The organism is Salipiger marinus, assembly GCF_900100085.1.
In the GTDB taxonomy this organism is placed as follows: domain Bacteria; phylum Pseudomonadota; class Alphaproteobacteria; order Rhodobacterales; family Rhodobacteraceae; genus Salipiger; species Salipiger marinus.
In genome coordinates this window covers 1-14,614 of record NZ_FNEJ01000031.1, presented here as the reverse complement: position 1 = coordinate 14,614, position 14,614 = coordinate 1, and the positions used below count along the sequence as shown (strand labels likewise).

General features: G+C 63.9%; 11 protein-coding genes and 1 tRNA gene. 5 read left to right on the top strand and 7 right to left on the bottom strand.

Translation table 11 applies throughout. The features are described 5' to 3' along the window. Positions 1 to 75: 75 nt before the first annotated feature. On the top strand, positions 76 to 678 hold the full coding sequence (locus tag BLR51_RS23860) for a nucleotidyltransferase family protein (RefSeq protein WP_089851709.1): 603 nt from the start codon (positions 76 to 78) through the stop codon (positions 676 to 678). Positions 679 to 789: 111 nt separating this feature from the next. Here the strand turns inward: BLR51_RS23860 and BLR51_RS23855 are convergent, their stop codons facing one another. The 4 genes from BLR51_RS23855 to purC form a co-directional block, all read right to left on the bottom strand. Next, complete coding sequence (locus BLR51_RS23855; RefSeq protein WP_089851707.1) at positions 790 to 2,934, bottom strand: Ig-like domain-containing protein; 2,145 nt, start codon at positions 2,932 to 2,934, stop codon at positions 790 to 792. A 1,394-nt stretch (positions 2,935 to 4,328) separates the two neighbouring features. After that, on the bottom strand, positions 4,329 to 6,248 hold the full coding sequence (locus tag BLR51_RS23850) for a methyl-accepting chemotaxis protein (protein WP_110506221.1): 1,920 nt from the start codon (positions 6,246 to 6,248) through the stop codon (positions 4,329 to 4,331). A gap of 154 nt (positions 6,249 to 6,402) precedes the next feature. Next, a complete protein-coding gene (purS, locus tag BLR51_RS23845) occupies positions 6,403 to 6,633 on the bottom strand; it encodes a phosphoribosylformylglycinamidine synthase subunit PurS (RefSeq protein WP_089851705.1) in 231 nt (76 codons plus the stop codon). Between the two features lie 60 nt (positions 6,634 to 6,693). Next, positions 6,694 to 7,455 (bottom strand): phosphoribosylaminoimidazolesuccinocarboxamide synthase, encoded by a 762-nt coding sequence (gene purC / locus BLR51_RS23840; RefSeq protein ID WP_089851703.1) that lies wholly within the window; start codon positions 7,453 to 7,455, stop codon positions 6,694 to 6,696. A gap of 163 nt (positions 7,456 to 7,618) precedes the next feature. On the opposite strand from purC, the gene BLR51_RS23835 reads away from it, so the two are divergent. Continuing rightward, positions 7,619 to 7,933, top strand: coding sequence for a DUF1476 domain-containing protein (locus tag BLR51_RS23835; RefSeq protein WP_089851701.1), 315 nt, complete (start codon positions 7,619 to 7,621; stop codon positions 7,931 to 7,933). A gap of 46 nt (positions 7,934 to 7,979) precedes the next feature. On the opposite strand, the gene BLR51_RS23830 is transcribed toward BLR51_RS23835, so the two are convergent. Then, positions 7,980 to 9,263: an ATP-binding protein gene (locus tag BLR51_RS23830; protein WP_089851699.1), complete on the bottom strand. Its 1,284-nt coding sequence runs from the start codon at positions 9,261 to 9,263 to the stop codon at positions 7,980 to 7,982. A 75-nt stretch (positions 9,264 to 9,338) separates the two neighbouring features. Between BLR51_RS23830 and BLR51_RS23825 the strand changes: the two genes are divergently transcribed. Continuing rightward, the gene (locus tag BLR51_RS23825; RefSeq protein WP_089851697.1) at positions 9,339 to 10,253 is read left to right on the top strand and encodes an MBL fold metallo-hydrolase; all 915 of its coding nucleotides are present in this window, start codon (positions 9,339 to 9,341) and stop codon (positions 10,251 to 10,253) included. A 92-nt stretch (positions 10,254 to 10,345) separates the two neighbouring features. After that, positions 10,346 to 10,420: transfer RNA gene (locus BLR51_RS23820), tRNA-Asn, on the top strand. Between the two features lie 416 nt (positions 10,421 to 10,836). On the opposite strand, the gene BLR51_RS23815 is transcribed toward BLR51_RS23820, so the two are convergent. Both BLR51_RS23815 and BLR51_RS23810 read right to left on the bottom strand, forming a co-directional pair. Continuing rightward, positions 10,837 to 11,448 (bottom strand): MIT C-terminal domain-containing protein, encoded by a 612-nt coding sequence (locus BLR51_RS23815; protein WP_242656831.1) that lies wholly within the window; start codon positions 11,446 to 11,448, stop codon positions 10,837 to 10,839. A gap of 70 nt (positions 11,449 to 11,518) precedes the next feature. Further along, positions 11,519 to 13,465 carry a DUF262 domain-containing protein gene (locus BLR51_RS23810; protein ID WP_089851695.1) on the bottom strand — a complete coding sequence of 649 codons (1,947 nt, stop codon included), beginning with the start codon at positions 13,463 to 13,465 and terminating at the stop codon, positions 11,519 to 11,521. A gap of 74 nt (positions 13,466 to 13,539) precedes the next feature. On the opposite strand from BLR51_RS23810, the gene BLR51_RS23805 reads away from it, so the two are divergent. Next, positions 13,540 to 14,614 (top strand): IS3 family transposase gene (locus BLR51_RS23805; RefSeq protein ID WP_089851693.1). Its coding sequence is split into 2 segments (ribosomal slippage), with 1,076 coding nucleotides annotated over them: positions 13,540 to 13,792 and positions 13,792 to 14,614; the frame shifts between segments, so codons are not numbered across the junction. This gene is flagged as partial in the annotation.

Sequence of the window (14,614 nt, the reverse complement as noted above, 5' to 3'; positions counted from 1 at the left end):
GCTTTAGCTGCTGATGGCACGCATTCCGGACAAAAACCGCAGACCCCGCCCCCGGGACACGCTATAGCTGTGCGCATGGGAGCGATTGCCGTCCTGATTCCCGCCGCCGGGGCCAGCCGCCGGATGCGCGGCACTGACAAGCTGCTGATGCAGGTCGGCGGCGAGCCGCTGCTGCGCCGTCAGGCCCGGCAGGCGCTGCAGGCGGCGGATCATGTGACCGTCACCCTGCCCGACCCCGACCACCCCCGCGCCGCCGCGCTGGCGGGTCTGCCGGTGCAGCTGGTCTTTGTGCCCGATGCTGACAGCGGCATGTCCGCCTCGCTGCGGCGGGGCATCGGCCTGCTGCCCGAGGACATGGACGCGGCAATGATCCTGCCCGCCGACATGCCCGACCTCACCGTCGAGGATCTGCAGGCGCTGATCGCGCTGTTCCGGGCCCTGCCCCGTCCGATGCTGCTGCAGGGCTGCAGCGACAAGGACATTCCCGGCCATCCCGTGCTGTTCCCCGCCGACTGTTTCCCGGCCATGCTGGCGCTCTCCGGCGATCAGGGCGCGCGCGCCGTGCTGGCGGCGAACCGGCACCGCCTGCGCCTTGTGACGCTGCCCGACCGCCACGCGCTGACCGATCTGGACACGCCCGAGGCATGGGCCGAATGGCAGGCGCGCCAGCCCTCCTGACCTCCTGCCACAAAAGAAAACGGAGCGGCCTGCGCCGCTCCGCTTCCCTGTCCGCCCCGGTGCAAGGGTCGGTTGCACCGGGACGAGCTGCCTAATCGAACCAACCGGGTCTCAGGACCGGGTCAGCAGCTGTGCCTCGTGCTTCTTCAGCGACCGGCGGGCGGCGCCATAGGCGCGCAGACCTTCGGCCTGTTCCAGTTCGGGGAACAGTTCATAGATTTCCGAGCGCTGCGCCTCGTCGATGCCGCGCAGGGTGTAATCGCCGGGCTGAAAGCTTTCGCTCCAGACGCCGTTCGACAGCACCACCTCGTGCTGGTCGAACATGAAGTGGATGTAGCTGACCCCCAGCGTCCCCACCTCGTCCACGCCATCAAGCCCGGTGAGATGCTTGGCTGCGGCCAGCACCTCGCGCTCTTCGAAGTAAAGCGCGGTCTTGTCATTGGCGACAAGGATGCGGTGGTTCGGCGACACCAGCAGGTCATGCATGGGCATGTTTTTCCCAAGCGCCCCCTTCTGGATCAGCACCGGGCCCATCTGCGGCCTGCGCGCCAGATCAAAGCCGGTCAGATCCTTGCGCCCGATCCAGCGGATTTCCTGAATGCCGTTGTCGCGGGTGATGACCCGGTCGCCGACCTGCAGATCCTCGACCAGACGTTCGCCCTGCGGCGTGGCGATCAGGGTGCCGGGGGTGAAACAGGGCACCACGCCGCCATCCAAAACCTCGACCGTGATATTGGCCTCGGCGGTGCCGCCATTGCCATCGGTGACGGTATAGTTGAAGGAATCGAACCCGGTGAAGCTGCCATTGGGCGTGTAGCTGACCGTGCCATCCTCGTTCAGCACGACCGTGCCGTTTTCGGAACTGCCGATCCCGGTGACGGTCAGCGGATCGCCATCCGCATCGGTGTCGTTCAGCGTCGGATCGAAGGTGATCGCCGTCTCGTCATCGGTGGTGAACAGATCGTCCACGGCGACGGGGGGCGTGTTGCCGCCGGGCACGGTGTCATCGCCCACGGTCACGATGATCTCGCCGGTATCGGTGCCGCCATTGCCGTCATCGACGGTGTAGGTGATCGTGTCCTCGCCGATGAAGCCGGTATCGGGGGTGTAGGTCACGCTGCCATCGTCGCCCACGGTGACGGTGCCATTGTCCGGATCGGTGACATCGGTCACGGTCAGCGGATCGCCATCCGGATCGGTGTCATTGTCGGTGGGATCGAAGGTCACCGGGGTGTCGGTGCCGGTGGTGATGTCGTCATCCACGGCGACGGGCGGCGTGTTGGCGCCGTCGCCATCCTCCACCGTCACCACCACCTCGCCGGTCGCGGTGCCGCCATTGCCATCGGTGATCGTGTAGGTGATCGTGTCTTCGCCGGTGAAGCCGGTGGCGGGGACATAGCTCAGCGTGCCGTCTTCGTTGATCGTGACGGTGCCATTGGCGGGCTGGGTCACGCCGGTCACGGTCAGCGGATCGCCGTCCGGGTCGCTGTCATTGGTCAGCACGTCGATGGTGACGGCAGTGTCGACCGGCGTGTCGGCCAGATCGTCCACGGCCACCGGCGGCGTGTTGCCCCCATCGCCCACATCGACGGTGGAAAAGGCGACATCGGAAATCAGCACGCCCTGCGCGCTGTCGCCGCCATTGGCATAGACCACCTCGATCCGGGCCACGGGGCCGGGAATGGTCACCTGCAGGCTGCCCGACGCCGCGTCGAACGAGGTCACTTCGGTGCCGGTGGCGGTGCCGCCGCTGACCGAGGCGCTGCCGAAGGGCTGCAGATCGACCGGCAGGCTGTTGCCCTCCGCATCATAGGCAAGGATCGTCACATTGTCCTGAAACGAGGTGCCTGCTGTCGGGGTGCCGCTGGTAGAGTCGTCGGCCAGATCGCCCAGATCCGCGCCCGCGCCGCCATCTACGTCATTGAGCAGGAAGGACACGTTCTGCACCGAGCCGGTATAAAGCGCATCGGTGGAGCGGAAATCCATCACCGTGGTCGAGGTGGCGGAAACCGCGCCGCCGTCACCGCCATCGCCGTAAAGCTTCAGGTGCGAATTGGGATCCACATCCGAACCCGCGGGCACATAGCCGTCATAATTGGCGGTAAAAGCCTCGGCCCCCGCATCCTGCGCGGTAAAGGTGATGTCCACCGCGATGCCGCCCGTATCCACTGTGGTGGACACGCCCCCCGCGGGCGGAGTTTCGAGGTTGGTGCCAAATCCACCCAGAGCGGCCCAGTCCAAAACCAAATCAGCCATTGTTCGACCCTTTCACATCAGACGGGGCATGCCCCATGCCGCAAGGCGGCACCGGCGCCACGCGCCGACGGTTTCATTGCTCGTCATGCCTGCAAGACTGCGTGAGACCACCGCACCTCTGATGCCCGCGCGTTATCTGCGGGCGAAGCTGCCTGCCGGTGGCGGCGGGGGTGTCCCCCTGTCGCGTCCTCTCGCATCCCTGAGGATGACTTCAAGTTCGGCGGCCGCCCCCGTGGCCAGATCTCTTCGCCCGGTGACGGGCTTGAGACCGTGAATAAAGGCAGCCGTTCGCCGGTCAAAGCAAAAAATGGCGTAAAACGGGCGGCATGGCAGGCAGCGTGACCTCTTTGCGATGGCAACCCGAAAAGTTTGTCGCTGGTTGGGCGGTTGGGACGTTTCTGATTTTCACCAAATTTCAACCCTGCAGTGCTGCGTCTTTTATGAAAATCACGTGAATCCAGTTGAAACCTCGGCCCGGTGTTTGCCGGGCTCACTGGATTGATCCTGATCCGGAAACAGATCCCTCGCTCCGCCACCTGTCGCCGCGCCGGGACTGCCGCCGCCAGAATGTGGCGTCTTTTGTCACGCGGGCAGAACCAATTCGCTGACATCTGACGGATTGAACAGCGTGGCGCGGGCCTTGGGGTTCCGGCGCGGCGAATCGTCTTCAGCTCGGCCCGCCTGCGCTGCTCCATCACTGAGGTCGGGCAATCCAAGTTTCAGGTATAGCCGCTGCATCAAAAGCCGTGCGGCATAGCGGGCTGCGGTCCGCTTACGTGGCGCTCCGCAGCGTCTGCGGCGGAACCATTGTCACCCGCCTTCATGGCGAGACCGCAGTCCCTGTCAGGTTCATCCCCGAAACCATAAGCGTCCCAGTCCCGCGCACAGAAGCCGCAGTGGGTGGTCATGTGTTCGTTCTGCACCCCTCTCCTGCAACGAGCGTCGGGCATGACCACAAGTCGGGCATGACCACAAACCGCGGACGGAATGCCCCGTTCGGGGGCACGTCCCCGCCAAATGTCGCCGGCTCACCTGGCCTTCTGTCTGCCTGCAGCGTGGTCAGCCCTGCGGTTGCTCACAAGGCGGGCGCCGCCGCGTGTGATCCGCGTGGTGGCAACGGTCGTCCGCCTGCCGCGCGGTCAGGGTGCGGGTGCATGTCAGCCGCGCCTGACCTTTCAGGTGAGTTCCGTACCATCTCCGGCTATCTGGCGCTTTACCAAGGACATCTTCGTGCCAATTCGGGCAAGAGAGCGGCCAGACGCTCTTGGCCAGGACGCGCCCGTGGCGGAGCGTGAGGCGACATTCACATCCCGGCTGCGGAGGCACATCTCCGCTGCGATGAGTCACGTCTCGGAATCGCCTCACGCTCAGGCTGCAGCAGCGGGAAGTGCGGCTCAGAATTCATCCCAGCCTTCGATGACCCCGCTGCTGCGGCGGATCTCTGCGGCGGCGGCTGAAGGTGCCGAGGCGACGGCCACTTTCTCCGGCGCGCGCGCCGGCTTTTTCGGCGCAACCGGCGCCCCCCAGCCGCCGGACGTGGCGGAGTCAGAGCGGAAGACCGCCAGCGTGTCGGACAGCCTGTGCGCCTCGGTATTGAGGCTTTGACCTGCGGCGTTCAGTTCTTCGACCACGGCGGCGTTGTGCTGGGTCATAGTTTCCAGCCGCTGCACCCCCTCGTTGATCTCCGACAGGCCGTTGGTCTGGCCCCGCACCGCCAGCGCAATTTCAGAGATCAGCGCACCCAGCCCGTCCACCTGTTCCAGCACCTGCCCCAGCGAGGCGCCGGTCTGCTGCACCAGCGAACTGCCCTCGCGCACCTCGTCATTGCTGTCGCGGATCAGCGTCTTGATCTCCTGCGCGGCTTCGGCGGCGGTCTGGGCCAGACTGCGCACCTCCGAGGCGACCACGGCAAAGCCGCGCCCCGCCTCCCCGGCCCGCGCCGCCTCCACCCCGGCGTTCAGCGCCAGGAGATTGGTCTGAAACGCGATGTCGTCGATGGCCGAGATGATCTGGTTGATCTTGACCGAGGCATCCTCGATGCGGCGGATCGCTTCGATGGCCTTGCGCAGCACCAGTTCGCTTTCCGAAGAAAGCCGCCGGCTGGTCTGCGCCAGCCCGTCGGCGCGCTCTGCGGTTTCGGCGATCTCCTGCCCGGTGCGCGCCAGCTGGTCCAGCGCGGCGGCAGAGCTTTCCAGCGTGCCCGCCTGTTCCTCCACCCGGTGGGCAAGGTCATCCGAGCTTGTGCCGATCTCTTCGGAGGCGCCCCGCACCCCGGCAGCCACCGCCGCCACCTCTGCCATCGCCGCTTCGAGGCTGGCGATCCCGGCGTTGAAGTCGTGACGCAGCGCCTCGTATTCCTCGGGGAAAGGCGTGCCGCCCTCCGTTTCGATCCGTGCCGCCAGATCGCGCTGCGCCAGCCGCGCGAGCCCCTCGCGCAGCGCCCCCACGACCCGGTCCTGTTCGGCGCGCCGGGTGGCAACGGCGGCATCCTGCGCGCGTGCCTCGGTGAGCCGCTGGCGGAAAACCTCGACCGCGCGCGCGGTGGCACCCAGCTCGTCACCGCGCTGCAGATGCGGCACCGGCGCCTGCAGATCCCCGGTGGCCATGGTTTCGAGCCGGGCCGAAATGGCGTAAAGCGGGCGCAGACTGCTGCTCAGCAGCAGCAGCAGCAGCGCGGGAATGCCAAGCGCCAGCGCCACCAGCGACAGCACGAGCCCGGTCATCTGTTGCCGAGCCACGCGGACATCCACCAGAGATTTGTCGACCCCGGCATAGAAGATGCCGATCACCGCGCCCGTGGCATCCTCGATCGGCTGGTAGATCGTGTAGAACGGGTTGCCGAGGATCACCGCCTCGCCATGATAGACATCCTTGCGCAGCATCGCCGCATGCACCGGGTTCTGCTTGCCAAGCCATGTGCCGACCGCGCGCGTGCCGTCCGGCTTCACGATATTGGTGACGAGGCGCATAAAATCCCCCTCCGCCGCGTCCCAGCCGAAAACCGTGGCGGTTTCGCCTGAAATGGCCCCCACCCGGTCGATCAGGCTGGCATCGCTCAGGTCCGGCAGCGCGGGCCAGATCACGCGGCTGACCCGGCCTTCGGCATCATGCTCCACCACAAGGTCAGGATAGGTCTCCGCGAAGCGGGAGGTGAGGATCCGCAGCGACGTGTCCTGCCGGAGCTGCGCCGCCGCGACCATGTTCTGCCGGGTCAGGTGGTCGAAGGCCGCCAGAAGCGCGGCGCAAATCAGCACCAGCAGCAGCGACAGTCCCAGCGCCAGCCGGGCCTTCAGGGATTTCAGCGAAAATTTCATCTCGAGGCTCCGTCAGGGACAGGATTGCCCCGCACTGTTCCGCCAAAAAGATGAATCGCCCGTCAATCCCGCCGCGCTTGACGGCATTCTCCACAAAAAAGCCCGGCGCAGCGGGAGCTGCAGCCGGGCCATCTCGCGCCAGAAGCGCGGGATCTCAGAGCATTTCGATGCGGTAGCTTTCGATCACGGTGTTGGCGAGCAGCTTCTCGCACATGTCGCGCACCGTGTCCTCGCCGGTGCCATCGGCCAGATCAAGCTCGATCACCTTGCCCTGCCGCACCGATTCCACGCCGGAAAAGCCCATGCCGCCAAGCGCATGGCGCACCGCTTCGCCCTGCGGGTCGAGCACGCCGTCCTTCAGCATCACATGCACCCGTGCCTTCATGGCTGTCTCTCCGTTCTTCCAAGGGGCGCCGCCCCTCTGTCCTTCCCGCCGGGGCGGGACTCAGTTGATGAGCTTCGGCTTGGCCACATGCGTGGCCTGCTTCGGCATGACCCCCAGACGGCGCGCCACCTCGGTATAGGCGTCGGTCAGCGAGCCAAGATCGCGGCGGAACACGTCCTTGTCGAACTTCTGGCCGGTTTCCATGTCCCAGAGCCGCATGCTGTCGGGCGAAATCTCGTCCGCCACGATCAGGCGCTGGTAATCGCCGTCATAGACGCGGCCGATCTCGATCTTGAAATCCACCAGACGGATGCCGACGCCATACATCAGCCCCGACAGGTAGTCGTTGACGCGCAGCGCAAGGCTCAGCACGTCATCCATGTCCTGCTGGCTGGCCCAGCCGAAAGCGGCGATATGCTCTTCGGTGACCAGCGGATCGCCCAGCTTGTCGTCCTTGTAGCAATATTCCACGATGGGACGCGGCAGCGGCGTGCCTTCCTCGATGCCCAGACGGGTGGACAGCGAGCCTGCGGCAAAGTTGCGCACGATGATTTCCAGCGGGATGATCTCGCAGGCGCGGACCAGCTGTTCGCGCATGTTCAGCCGCTTGATGAAATGCGTGGGCACGCCGATGCTGTTCAGCCCGGTCATGAAGAACTCGGACAGGCGGTTGTTCAGCACGCCCTTGCCTTCGATCACGTCCTTTTTCTGCGCGTTGAAGGCGGTGGCATCGTCCTTGAAATACTGCACGATCGTGCCGGGCTCGGGGCCTTCATAGAGAATCTTGGCTTTGCCTTCGTAAATCTTCTTGCGCCGTGCCATGAGAATCCTTTCGGGACCGCCCCTGCGGCCGCTGCGTGTCGACCGACCTCATAAATCAAGGGCGTGTCTGCCGCAAGCGGACACCGCAGCAGGGTTGCGCTTGCGCCTGCGCTATGGGCAAATGTCGGGCATCAGCACCACCAGCCTATTGGGAGCGAGAGCGATGACGACATTTGAAGATCGGGAAAGCGCGTTCGAAAACAAGTTCATGCATGACGAGGGGTTGCGGTTCCGCGCCGAAGCGCGCTGCAACCGGCTGCTGGGTCTCTGGGCCGCCGAAATCCTTGGCAAGACCGGAACAGAGGCCGATGCCTATGCCGCCTCCGTGGTGAAGGCCGATCTGGAGGAAGCAGGCCACGAAGATGTGCTGCGCAAGGTCAATGCCGATCTGGAAGGGCATGTGGATCCGGCCACGGTGCGCGCCAAGCGGGGCGAATTCCTGCTGGTGGCACAGGCGCAGGTGCTGAGCGAAAGCTGAGGCCCGCCTGACGCCTGAGCCCGGGCGCCGAGGCGCCCGGATCACCCTAGCGCGCGATCACCACATCCGCGCGCAGCCCGCCCAGCGTGTCGCTGCTGCCAAGCCGCAGTACCCCGCCATGGGCGCGGGCGATGTCGGCGGCGATGGCCAGCCCCAGCCCCACCCCGGTGCCGCGGTCCTGATTGCGCGCCGGATCCAGCCGGACGAAGGGGCGGATCGCGTCATCGCGGCTTTCGGGCGGAATGCCCGGCCCGTCATCCTCCACCCGGAAGCGCAGCGACTTGTCGGTAAGCGTCAGCGACACCTCGCAGCGGCTGCCATAGCGCACGGCATTGTTCACCAGATTCTCCAGCGCGCGGCGCAGCGCCGCAGGGCGCAGCACCACCTGCCCCGCGCCTTCGACCCGCACCAGCGTCACAGCACGCCCGGCCCGCCGCGCATCCTCCACCACCGACCGGGCCAGCGCCACGGGATCGGTGGGCTCGGGTTCGCCCATCTGGGCATTGCCGCGCGCAAAATCCAGAAAGGCGTCGATCAGCTGCTGCATGTCCTCCACATCGCGCTCCAGCGGCTCGCGGTCCTCGTCCTCAAGCAGCGACAGCCCCAGCCGCAGCCGGGTCAGCGGCGTGCGCAGATCGTGGCTGACCCCCGACAGCATCATGGTGCGCTGTTCGATCTGCCGTTCGATCCGGTTGCGCATGTCCAGAAAGGCGCTGCCCGCCGCCCGCACCTCCACCGCGCCGCCGGGGGAATAGGGCACATGCCGCCCGCGCCCGAAAGCCTCCGCCGCCTGTGCCAGCCGGGTGATCGGGCGCAGCTGGTTGCGCAGGTAAAGATAGGAGATGAGCGTGATCAGCATCCCGAAGAACACCATGTTCACCAGAAGCTGGTGCGGGTTGGAGGCCGAGGCCCGCGCGCGCGAAAACTCCACCTCGCGCAGGCTGCCCCCGGGCCCGCGCACCAGCACCGACACATCGGTGTCATTGGGCAGCGCCACATGTTCCACCCCGTCCACAAAGCGGCGCAGCGTGCGGGTGACCACGATGCCGGAAAAATCGAACCAGCGGCGCAGGTCAGCCTCGGGCACCACGGCCTGCGGCACCTCGCGCAGGCTCAGCCCCAGCGGCCCCGCCGCATCGGGATTGCTCAGCGCATAGCTGATGTCGCGCGCCACGCCCCGGGTCATCTGGTCCGACACGCCCTCGAAATGCCGCTGGATGAACACCACCGACACCACAAGCTGCAGCGTCAGCACCGGCAGCACGAGGATCAGCGCCGCCCGCGCATAGATGCCCCGGGGCATATAGCGTTTGAGCCATTGAAAGAACATGCGCTAACCCTAGCCTGACCCGATCCGCGCCGCCATGCCGAAACGCGCCCCAGCCGAGAGAGCCCCAGCCGAGAGATGACCGATCCCCAGCCCGAGTTCCGCCCCCGTCCCGGCCAGCCCGACCCGCTTGCGCCGGGGCTGCGCCGCCTCTTGGCACCCAACCCCTCGCCCATGACCTTTCGCGGCACCAACACCTATCTGCTGGGCCGCCGCGCGGTCGCGGTGATCGATCCCGGCCCGCTGTCGGAGCCGCATCTGGAGGCGATCCTTGCCGCGCTGGAGCCGGGGGCACGGATCAGCCATATCTTCGTGACCCATGCCCATCTGGACCATTCGCCGCTGGCCCGCCCGCTGGCCGAGGCGACCGGCGCGCCGGTGCTGGCCTTTGGCGGGCCGCAGACGGGCCGCAGCCCCGCGATGGAGGCGCTGGCCGCGTCCGGACTTGCGGGGGGCGGCGAAGGGGTCGATGCGGGATTCGCCCCCGACGAGACGCTGCCCGATGGCGCGGTGACCACGGGGCCGGACTGGCAGATCACGGCGCATCACACGCCCGGCCATTTCGGCAACCATCTGAGCCTTGAATGGCAGGGGCAGCTGTTCTCCGGCGATCTGGTCATGGGCTGGGCCAGTTCGCTGGTCTCGCCCCCCGATGGCGACGTGTCGGCCTTCATGGACTCGCTCGATAGGCTGGGGCGGCGGCGCTGGTCCCGCTTCCTGCCCGGCCATGGCGCCCCGGTGGAGGATCCCGCCGCCCGCATGGCCGAGCTTGCCAGCCACCGCCGCGCCCGCGAACAGGCGATCCTTGCCGCGCTGACCGAGGGCGCCGCCACCGCAGCAGGGCTTGCCGCACGGATCTACACCGACACGCCGCCCGCCCTTCTGCCCGCCGCCACCCGCAACGTGTTGGCCCATCTGGTCGATCTCAGCCAGCGCGGCGTGATCCAACCCCTTGGCCCGCTTGCGGAAACCGCCCGGTTCCAGCGGCTTTGACCGCGCGGCGCAGGAATTTCAAAAACCCCGTCAGAAAATCGAAAAAGCCTCTGGACACCCCCGAACCCGATTGCTAGATACCCCGCACAAGTTCCGGCGTAGCTCAGCGGTAGAGCAGTTGACTGTTAATCAATTGGTCGTAGGTTCGATCCCTACCGCCGGAGCCAATTCAACTGTCAAATCTTTGAAGTTGAATGATAAAATATGAGGGTGGGTGTGTCACCCACCCAAAGTATATCTAAGAAAATTTGTCTGCGGTGGCAGTGACATGGCGTAGGATACCAGCCAACCACCGATCTGCTTGAAGATCCGGCGGCGACTGTCGAGTGGTTTTCGATTGGTATGTCGCTTCCTCCAGGCTCTTCGGCGCCGCGTGCGTCGTTGTAACGGCGCCACTGAGAAGCGCCAGTTCGATCCATCCCCAAATCGCCATCGCCGACAGGCAGCCGGCAAACAACATGTCCACTGCGGCGATGAAAAAGCCCCTGGCAACGTAAACCGCATGCTTCTCCGCGAGACTACATGCTGACTTATCCGCCTGTCGGCGTTCGCCTAAGACCTAAACATCGTGGTAAATATTCTGTTATCCAAGCCTGACATAGGTCACATAAAACCCTTTCAGCATCCGATGCTCTTGAAGGCGATCGCTAAGGCTAAACCCGTCTCGACGAAGGGGTGCCTGGAAAATGTCGAGCCCACGATCCAGAACAATTTTCCAACCTGCATCGGTGACGATGTCGCGGGCATGAGCCGTTCCGGAGGTATCGAAAGCCCAGGTAAAATCTACGCCGGACCCCACGCAGGCCTCGGTGATGCTCTCGAGCAGTTCCCGTTGCTTGTGAATGTTGCCGTCATCAGGACCGGTGACGAGATGGATGGCAACCTGATCTTCCGGCGCTTTCCGCCGGATGACCATTTCCACGAACTCCATCATGTTCTTGATCTGGTAGAAATATCGGATGTAGGGATCGGTCACAACGATGCGCTGTGCACCATCGATGTATGATCCGAAAAGACTGTCGTAGCTGATCCCTTTGCGGTTTTCAGCGAAGACGTGATGGCCTTCTTCGAGTTTCGGTTTTTCCTGAGCTATTTGTCGAGGATGCTCTGGATCGCTCAGATTTTCTTCGGCTAGGCGTTCGCGACCTGTTTCCAGAAGAAGTCCGTCAGCCTCGCGCGCTCCATCATCCGTCACGCGGTGACTGCTGTCTCCGCTTCTCGGGCGTTCGTATAAATTTGCCACATGCATGCGCCGTCTTTACTCGTTATGTCAGCGCGCGAGCCTGGGCAACAATCGCCATGACACGGTCGATGTGTATCGGGTTTCGAAAGTTAACAAGAACCCCGCCTCTATGGCTCGCATACATGACAAAGCTCCAATCAGATGCGTCCTCGGCCAATCCATCATTCGCTTCCATCTCGTTGAAATCGAGGTCGACGACCAGAACAAGGCCGCGCTTGCGCGGAATTACCTCCAAGAAGAATTCCGGATCATGATAACTGACCGACTTGTGCTCAGCTGCCTCAATCACGTTAGGGAACGAAGCCTTCAACTGGGCACGCAGGGTTTCAAAGAGCACTGCCGCATCTGGGCTCATTGGCACCTGGGAGATGCTGCGCCGCTGCGCTTTGACCTTCAGCTCCTCGAGTTCCATCGCTCTGATTACAGTATCGTCGGCTTCCAGACGTGGCCATATGTTCAAGGCCCGATCCGCCAAGCGCTCGCCGCGGGCTTTCATTTCGGTCGGGGACCATTTCTGCTCGTCGCGGATATCCTGGTTGAGCCGGACAGAACTCTGCTGGAACCCGCCCTTGATCGTCTTCTTCTCGTCGAATGGACGATCACTGTAGCTGGGATTGTATCCCGTCAACGTAAGATTGCCCAAGCGATGCAGCCAAGTGTTCTGAACCTGTTGCCACTCCGGTCCGAGCATATCGCGCCAAGCCTCGACCAGCTTTTCGTTTTGCGGCATCACATGTTCGATGCTGTATTTACTGGTATCACTGAGTTCCTTGCTGCCGCGGTTCTCGAGCGCTTCCAGCAGGTGGAAACATACCCGCTTGTGGTAGATGTCACCCTCCTCGAGCGCAGTCCTGAATGCCTCGTCCTGCGGGAATGCATAGGAGGCAGGCATCCGCGCCATCGCCGCCTTGAGCGAGGCAAGCGGATGCGTTTGGTCGATCTTTTGGGCCAGCTTTGCGAACTCCACCCCATAGCCACGCGTCTGAGCACCGATTACGGCACGTCGCAACAGATAGCTCTCCAACAGAGCGACAGCCTCAAGAAGTTCCGTATCGCCGAGCGTGCCCGAAGTTTCCTGCGCCTCAAGCAGCCGCATTACGAGAATGGCCGGAACATCGGCGAGACGCCGCAAGCTTGCAAAAACCCGGCCGCGAGCATCTTGGCCACCCCCGACGGCAAAGGCGGCATACTGCCGCCCGCGACGCAACAGGTCCGTAAGAAGTCCCTCAAGCGCCGCGATGTCCTCGCCGATACCCGCGAACTCGCGCCGAAATGCATCGTAGACTCGGTCGGACCTTTCAAGCTTCGTGGAGTGGGATCGAAGGGCGAGATAGTCGCGGATAAAATTGTCGAATACCCGCTCGCTGCCACGGAACAGCTCTTCGATTTGCCTCCAGTAAGTTTCATAGAGGCGCGTCTGATCCTTCTCGGGAAGTCGCATCAGGATGAAGTTCCGGATCAAGTCTGACGGGCTCAGATCTACCCCCGTAGAGTTGAGGCTCTCGAAGATCAGCTGCGGGTCGTCGATGCCGCGGTCGAGCGTGACGTCCACGAGCAAGAGACGATTGAGGCCACGGTATACCGCCTCAGGGTCGGCATCTTCGAGCAATTCGCGGAAGAGGTCATAGTTGTCGCGTATTCGGGCCGATGGGTTTGCGGGTTCTGACTGTCCGTTGACAAGGGCTTGCAGGGTGGCGTCGTCATGGCGGCGCAGCTTCAGCTTGACCTCCCGTTCGCCCTCTTCCTGGAGGTTGCGCAGAAAATATGCGTCAATCCGCTTCACTGTCGGGCCATCGTCGCTGCCCTGCCATCCCGTTTCTCGGATGTGATCGCGCAATGCCGTCAGCAGGAGCGTGAGGGTCGTGACGCGCTGCTGTCCGTCTATCAGCAGCCAGCGGGTGAAGCCGGCAGAGCTGTCGCCAGTTTGGATGTAGACCACGGACCCGATGAAATGACCGCGGTTATACATACCCCCCGAAATTCGGACACTGACATAAGCTACGATTTGCAGTCTGCTGATCTTCGACGAGAAGGAGATCAGAGATGTCGAAACGCAAGCAGCACGCGCCTGAGTTCAAGGCGAAGGTCGCGCTGGAAGCCCTGAAAGGCGAGGAGACGGCAGCCGAACTGGCAAGCCGGTTCGGGGTGCATCCGACGATGATCCATCAATGGAAGCGAGCCCTGCTCGAAGGCGCCTCCGGTGTGTTCGAACGCGGGGGCCGCAAGAAGCCGGAGATTGACGAGGAGCAGGTGAAGGAGCTCCACGCCAAGATCGGGGAGCTGGCTGTGGCCAACTCTTTTTTGGAACGAAAGCTGAAGCCCTGGGGCGGGAAGTGAGGCGCGGCATGATCGAGCCTGACCACCCGGATCTGTCGATCGGCCAGCAGTGCAAGTTGCTGTCGATCGCGCGTTCGTCTTTCTACTACACGCCCAAGGGCGAGACCGAACAGAACCTCGGCCTGATGCGGCGGATCGACGAGCAGTTCTTGGAGACGCCGTTCTTCGGCGTCCGGCAAATGACTTGGCACCTGCGCAACGACGGCCACCTGGTGAACGAGAAGCGCATCCGGCGACTGATGCGCCTGATGGGGCTCATGCCGATTTACCAGAAGCCCAACACGAGCAGGCCGACGAAGGGCCACAAGACCTATCCCTACCTGCTCAGAGATCTGCGGGTGGAACGCCCGAACCAGGTCTGGTGCTCGGATATCACCTACCTGCCCATGCGGCGCGGGTTCCTATACCTCGTGGCGATCATGGACTGGCACACCCGCAAGGTCCTGTCCTGGCGGATCTCGAACACGCTGGAGGCCGACTTCTGTGTCGAGGCGCTGAACGAGGCCATCCACAAGTTCGGCCCGCCAGAGATAATGAATACGGATCAGGGATCCCAGTTCACGTCCTTTGCCTGGACGGATCGGCTCCGCCGGTCCAGCGTGCGCATATCGATGGATGGGAAGGGCCGTTTCCTCGACAACATCTTCATCGAGAGGCTGTGGCGCACTCTCAAATACGAGTGCGTCTACCTGCATGCCTGGGAGACCGGTTCGGAGACAAAGGCGGCCATCCGGAAGTGGATGACCTTCTACAACCATCAGCGCCCGCATTCAGCCCTGGG

Excerpts from the sequence above, each read along its gene's own strand:
- BLR51_RS23825 (WP_089851697.1), top strand. The coding sequence starts at position 9,339 with ATGACCGATCCCCAGCCCGAGTTCCGCCCCCGTCCCGGCCAGCCCGAC.
- BLR51_RS23860 (WP_089851709.1), top strand. The coding sequence starts at position 76 with ATGGGAGCGATTGCCGTCCTGATTCCCGCCGCCGGGGCCAGCCGCCGG.
- purC (WP_089851703.1), bottom strand. The coding sequence starts at position 7,455 with ATGGCACGGCGCAAGAAGATTTACGAAGGCAAAGCCAAGATTCTCTAT.
- BLR51_RS23850 (WP_110506221.1), bottom strand. The coding sequence starts at position 6,248 with ATGAAATTTTCGCTGAAATCCCTGAAGGCCCGGCTGGCGCTGGGACTG.
- purS (WP_089851705.1), bottom strand. The coding sequence starts at position 6,633 with ATGAAGGCACGGGTGCATGTGATGCTGAAGGACGGCGTGCTCGACCCG.
- BLR51_RS23830 (WP_089851699.1), bottom strand. The coding sequence starts at position 9,263 with ATGTTCTTTCAATGGCTCAAACGCTATATGCCCCGGGGCATCTATGCG.
- BLR51_RS23855 (WP_089851707.1), bottom strand. The coding sequence starts at position 2,934 with ATGGCTGATTTGGTTTTGGACTGGGCCGCTCTGGGTGGATTTGGCACC.
- BLR51_RS23810 (WP_089851695.1), bottom strand. The coding sequence starts at position 13,465 with ATGTATAACCGCGGTCATTTCATCGGGTCCGTGGTCTACATCCAAACT.
- BLR51_RS23835 (WP_089851701.1), top strand. The coding sequence starts at position 7,619 with ATGACGACATTTGAAGATCGGGAAAGCGCGTTCGAAAACAAGTTCATG.